The sequence below is a fragment of the Kocuria varians genome (genome assembly GCF_006539885.1).
GTDB lineage: Bacteria > Actinomycetota > Actinomycetes > Actinomycetales > Micrococcaceae > Kocuria > Kocuria varians.
Genome location: NZ_BJNW01000035.1, coordinates 1 through 4,786, shown reverse-complemented (window position 1 = coordinate 4,786; position 4,786 = coordinate 1). Strand labels below are relative to the sequence as shown.

At 59.9% G+C, this 4,786-nt stretch carries 5 protein-coding genes and 1 pseudogene; all 6 read left to right on the top strand.

Features of this window, described 5'->3' with window-relative positions:
* Positions 1-23 precede the first annotated feature (23 nt).
* A pseudogene (locus KVA01_RS12470) lies at positions 24-173 on the top strand (Hsp20/alpha crystallin family protein); the annotation flags it as partial.
* Between the two features lie 88 nt (positions 174-261).
* Positions 262-732: a YfdX family protein gene (locus KVA01_RS12465; protein WP_170221174.1), complete on the top strand. Its 471-nt coding sequence runs from the start codon at positions 262-264 to the stop codon at positions 730-732.
* A gap of 65 nt (positions 733-797) precedes the next feature.
* Positions 798-1,742 (top strand): YfdX family protein, encoded by a 945-nt coding sequence (locus KVA01_RS12460; protein WP_082810366.1) that lies wholly within the window; start codon positions 798-800, stop codon positions 1,740-1,742.
* Between the two features lie 96 nt (positions 1,743-1,838).
* Positions 1,839-2,258, top strand: a complete 420-nt coding sequence (locus KVA01_RS12455; RefSeq protein ID WP_443093547.1) for a DUF308 domain-containing protein — start codon at positions 1,839-1,841, stop codon at positions 2,256-2,258.
* A 5-nt stretch (positions 2,259-2,263) separates the two neighbouring features.
* A complete protein-coding gene (locus tag KVA01_RS12450; protein WP_141270561.1) occupies positions 2,264-3,604 on the top strand; it encodes an IS256 family transposase in 1,341 nt (446 codons plus the stop codon).
* Between the two features lie 73 nt (positions 3,605-3,677).
* The coding region (locus tag KVA01_RS12445) for a hypothetical protein (protein WP_141270559.1) at positions 3,678-4,786 on the top strand (1,109 nt) is incomplete at its 3' end.

Below are 4,786 nucleotides of genomic sequence, written 5' to 3'. Positions count from 1 at the left end.
GATTGTAAAGAGCCAGTTTTCAGCGTGCGCTGAACCTGCCCGGCGATGCCAATCAGGACTCCATCAAGGCCAATTTCAAGAATGGTGTGCTACCATCACGATGGACAAGCGCGAGCTGCGTTCACCCCAAGCGGGACGAACGATTGCGATCGAGTCCTAACAAGCGCTGGTGAGAAATAAACCGTTCAATTGAGCAAAGAGAGGATGGTAATGAATATCATGAACCAATAGACACTTTACGCCGCCCTGCTGAGTCTGGGCTTGATTGCCTCGTCGCCGGCCTTTGCCCAAGACACTGCGCTGCCACACAAGCCGCAGGAACAGACCGAGGTGGGCAAATCGGTCCAGCCACAGGTGGATGCGAAGGCAACGGAGCAGGCCGCGGAAAAGCGCAAGAAGATCACCGCCGACGCGATCGCCGCGGTAGCCGAGACCAGGAATGCCTTGAAGCTGCTCGATGAGAAGAAGGCCGACGAGGCCTTGGCTGCGTTGGAAAGGGTGACCGGCAAGCTGGAGCTGATTCTGGCGCGTGATCCGAAACTGGCGTTGGCGCCGGTGGACGTCGAGGTCATCACCTTTGACCTGATAGCGAAGCTCGATACCATCAAGGCCGTCATCAAGGAAGCAAAGGATTATCAGATCGAGGGAAAAAACTGCAGACGGCAAGAGCGGCAAGGGCTGGTTCGACAAGATCAAGCAGCAATTGTCGGACTTGATGTAAGTCTCTTATGAAATGGATAGGCGCTGGCGGCAAGGGTTGCCGGCGCTCATCCAACTAATGTTGAGGAGTATCAGAAATGAGCGACAAGGAAGTAACCGAAAACACTTTGGATCAAGCCAGCGGGAACGCAAGTGAAGTCGCCGGCGCCGAGCCCAAATCCGCTATGGTGGAGGCGGTGCAACCCGCCGTGGATCAGGTGGTCGAGGGCAAGACTGCCGAGAAACGCAGGCAGACGATCGGCGAGGCGGTCACCGCGCTGACCGAGACCAAGAATGCCCTGGCGGCATTGGACGAAAAGGACACGACGAAGGCCCTGGATGCCTTGGCACAGGTCACCGGAAAGCTGGAGCTGCTTCTTGCCCGGAGACCGAGGTTGGCCTTGGCGCCAGTGGACGTGCAAACCGTGGTTCACGACATTTTTGCCGGCACGGACACCATCGAGGCCATCTTGGATGAGGCCGAAAACGCTCTTAAGTACGGCGAGGTGCAAAAGGCCAGACACCTGCTCTCCGGCGTGGCCAGCGAGATCGTGATCACGACCACGAGTCTTCCCTTGGCCACGTATCCCAAAGCCATCAGCGCCGTTGCCCCCCTGATCGATCAGGGCAAGATCGACGAGGCCAAGGCAGCCTTGCAGGCGGTGCTGGGTACGCTTGTATCCAGCAGCGTGGTCATTCCGCTACCGGTGGAGCGTGCCCGCGCCATGTTGAAGGAGGCCGAGTCCCTGGTGGAGAAATCCGATCGCAGCGCGGAGGAAGACAAGCGCTTGGGCGCTCTGCTCGATGACGCGCGCAAACAGCTCGAAATGGCGGAGTTGCTCGGGTACGGTCGCATGAAGAAGGACTTCAAGGATATTTACGACCAGATCAAGTCGGTCAAGGAAAAAGCTAAATCTGGCCAGTCCGGCAAGGGTTTTTTCGATGACATCATGGCTACCTTTCGCTCGCTGTTCGATCACAAAGAGGATGGATCGTTGCCGCAAACCGATGCTGACAAATCCCGCCAGCATGGCGGCAAATGAGCCAACAGGAGACGACGATGAGCGGAACACAGACGATCGGGCAAGGTGGCGACACCCTGTGCTCGATGAGCAGAAACTGGTGGGCCTTCGTGCTGCGTGGCGTGCTGGCGCTGGTATTTGGCGGTACTCGCCTTTCTGATGCCGGCCGAGGCACTGCTGGCGCTGACCCTGGTCTACGGCGCCTTTTCGCTGGTTGATGGCGGGTTTTCACTGCTCGCGGCGGTGCGCAAGATTCGTCGCGGCAGACGCTGGGGTTGGTTCGCCTTCCGTGGTGTCGTGGGGATCGTTACCGGGATCGTGGTCCTGGTCGTTCCCTTGGTGGCGACCTGGGTGCTGGCAATCTTCCTGTGGACCAGTATCGCCGTATGGTCGATGCTGACTGGCTGGGCGGAGGTGTTTGCCGCCTGGCGCCTGCGTAAGGAAATTCGCGGCGAGATCTGGCTCATGCTCAGCGGATTGAGGGTGTCAGATGGTTTGTGTAAGGGGTGGCTCCTGACAAGGAAGCAGACACACTGATGACCATGACCACCAAGGAAGACCGTGAAGACCGGCGACGTGCCCAGAGGGAAGGCGTCGCCGCGCTGGAGGCCTCCGGTGCGCTGGATGACCTGTATGCCCGCATCGATGCCGGTGAGGTCCAGCTCGAGGGCAAGGACGGGCAGATCCAGCAGCTGATCAAGGCCGGCTTGGAACGGGGCCTGCAGGCTGAACTGACCGAGCACGTCGGCTACGACAAGGGCTCCGCGGAAGCGCCCGCGTTCCCGAACTCACGCAACGGCTCCTTCTCCAAGGAGGTCTCGACCAGCGCCGGCGACGTCGAGCTGGCGATCCCAAGGGACCGGGATGGAACGTTCACCCCGATGCTGGTGCCGAAGGGCTCCAGGCGCCTTTCAGGGCTTGATGACATGATCATCAGCCTCTACGCCGGCGGGATGACGGTGCGTGACATCGAGCACCATCTGGTCTCCACGGTCGGCACTGAGATCAGCCGCGAGACGATCTCGAAGATCACCGACGAGGTCCTGGCCTGGCAGCAGCGACCGCTGGACTCGTTCTATCCGGTGATCTACCTCGACGCGATCATGGTGAAGATCCGCGACGGGGCCCACGTGCGGAACAAGGCCGCCCACATCGCCGTCGGTGTCGACATGGACGGCATCAAGCACGTGCTGGGGATCTGGATCCAGGCCACGGAAGGGGCGAAGTTCTGGGCCGGGGTGTGTGCACAGCTCGCGAACCGGGGCGTCAAGGACGTGTTGATCGTGTGCTGCGACGGGCTGACCGGGTTCCCCGAGGCGATCGAGGCCACCTGGCCCGAATCGACGGTCCAGACCTGTGTGGTCCACCTGATCCGCGCGGCGATGCGGTTCGTGTCCTACAAGGACCGCAAAGCCGTCGCGGCAGCGTTGAAGCCTGTCTACCAGGCCGCTGACGCCGACGCCGCGAGGGCGGCGCTGGACGAGTTCTCCGCCTCGCCGCTGGGCAAGGGCAACCCGAACACGGTCCGGGTCTTCGAGGACGCCTGGACGAAGTTCATCCCGTTCCTCGCGTTCCCGCCGATGCTGCGCAGGGTGATCTACACCACAAACGCGATTGAGTCGCTGAACTACCAACTGCGGAAGGTCACCAAGAACCGAGGCCACTTTCCTTCCGATGACGCCGCGGTCAAGCTGCTGTGGTTGGCGATCTGCAACATCGAGGACAAACGAGCCCGTGACCGGGCCAAGGAGAAAGGACGACCCCGAGGAGCCAAGCGCAACGCTGAAGGCCGCCTCGTCGAAGGACAGGTGACCACGAACTGGAAACAGGCCCTGGCTCAACTCGCCATCGCCTACCCCGACCGCATCAACCCCTACCTCTAAACCAACCCCCGGAGACCACCACTTACACAAACAACTTGACAGGCTCAAAGATTCATTTAAAAGGAAGAAGAACATGAAAATACAGACTTATTTTGAGGGTGTTGGCGACGAGATCAGGCATCGCTGGCCCGCGCTCCTCGAAGCGCTCGCTGCCAAGCAGATCCTCCCCCTACTGCAAAAACATGGGGCGAGTGACACCGTGCTCCATGCCACTTTGGAGAAGCGCAAGCGCGGCGAAAAATCCTTCACGGTCAAACTGCACATGCACCTGACGGGCAAGAAAATCGTCACCGCCCATGCGGAGGGCAAGGACGTTGATATGGCCAGCCAAAATGCCATGAAGATCTTGTTCCGCGAAAGCAAGAAGCACTTCGATCGGTTGCGACATCAGCATGAGTACAAACGGCATAGTCGGCGTGAGCGTCTGCGCGCCCTCAAGGCGCAGCTCGACGCCCTGCCGTCTGCCACGATCGAAGTGGCACAGAAGGGCATCGAGCCCTTGAAAGCGCGCCTCGAAACGGTAGCCCGACGCGAATTGGCTTATCTGCGTGCCGTCGGTGACTTGCCGGCCGACTACCCAACGCTTGCCGATGTCGTTGACCAAGCGATCGCAGAGACCGAAGTCGCCTGGCAACTGGGCAAAACTCAGGATGCGGTGTATCGGCAACTAATAAAGAACCTGTTCAAGGTCATTGACCGCGAAGTGGCAGCGAGCCGTCAGTTCGGCGAAAGCGTATCGTTGGATGTCCCGGTTCCGGCAGACGCCGAGGACCAGGCCGAAGCGATGGTGGAAGAAGAAATCTATGAGTACTACCAGCCAGATGACAGCCTCCGTCTGGCCGACATCTTGCCGGCCGGAGACGAAACAGCGGCGTCACTTGAGAGCGAAACGGCAACTGATGCCGAAAAAGTGGCGCAGGAAGCCATCAGCGAAGCAGCCTGCCTAACTGACATGCTCAAGGTGCTACCTGTGTCTTGGCGTCGGGCGCTGCTGCTTGCCGAACTCGATGGGATCACTCCTTCTGTCATTGCCGAGGTGCTTGATGCCGCCGAAGATTCGGTGCAATTGTGGATCGAGCAGGCAACTGCCTTTGTCATCGCGCGCCTGGCCGATGCCGGCATTACCGTTGCCGACCGTGCGCATCCGCTGCAGCTGTTACGCCTTGATGGCTCTTTACAATC

What these genes read in the sequence shown, in the direction of transcription:
- KVA01_RS12460 (WP_082810366.1), top strand. Translation starts at nt 798, where the DNA reads ATGAGCGACAAGGAAGTAACCGAAAACACTTTGGATCAAGCCAGCGGG.
- KVA01_RS12450 (WP_141270561.1), top strand. Translation starts at nt 2,264, where the DNA reads ATGACCACCAAGGAAGACCGTGAAGACCGGCGACGTGCCCAGAGGGAA.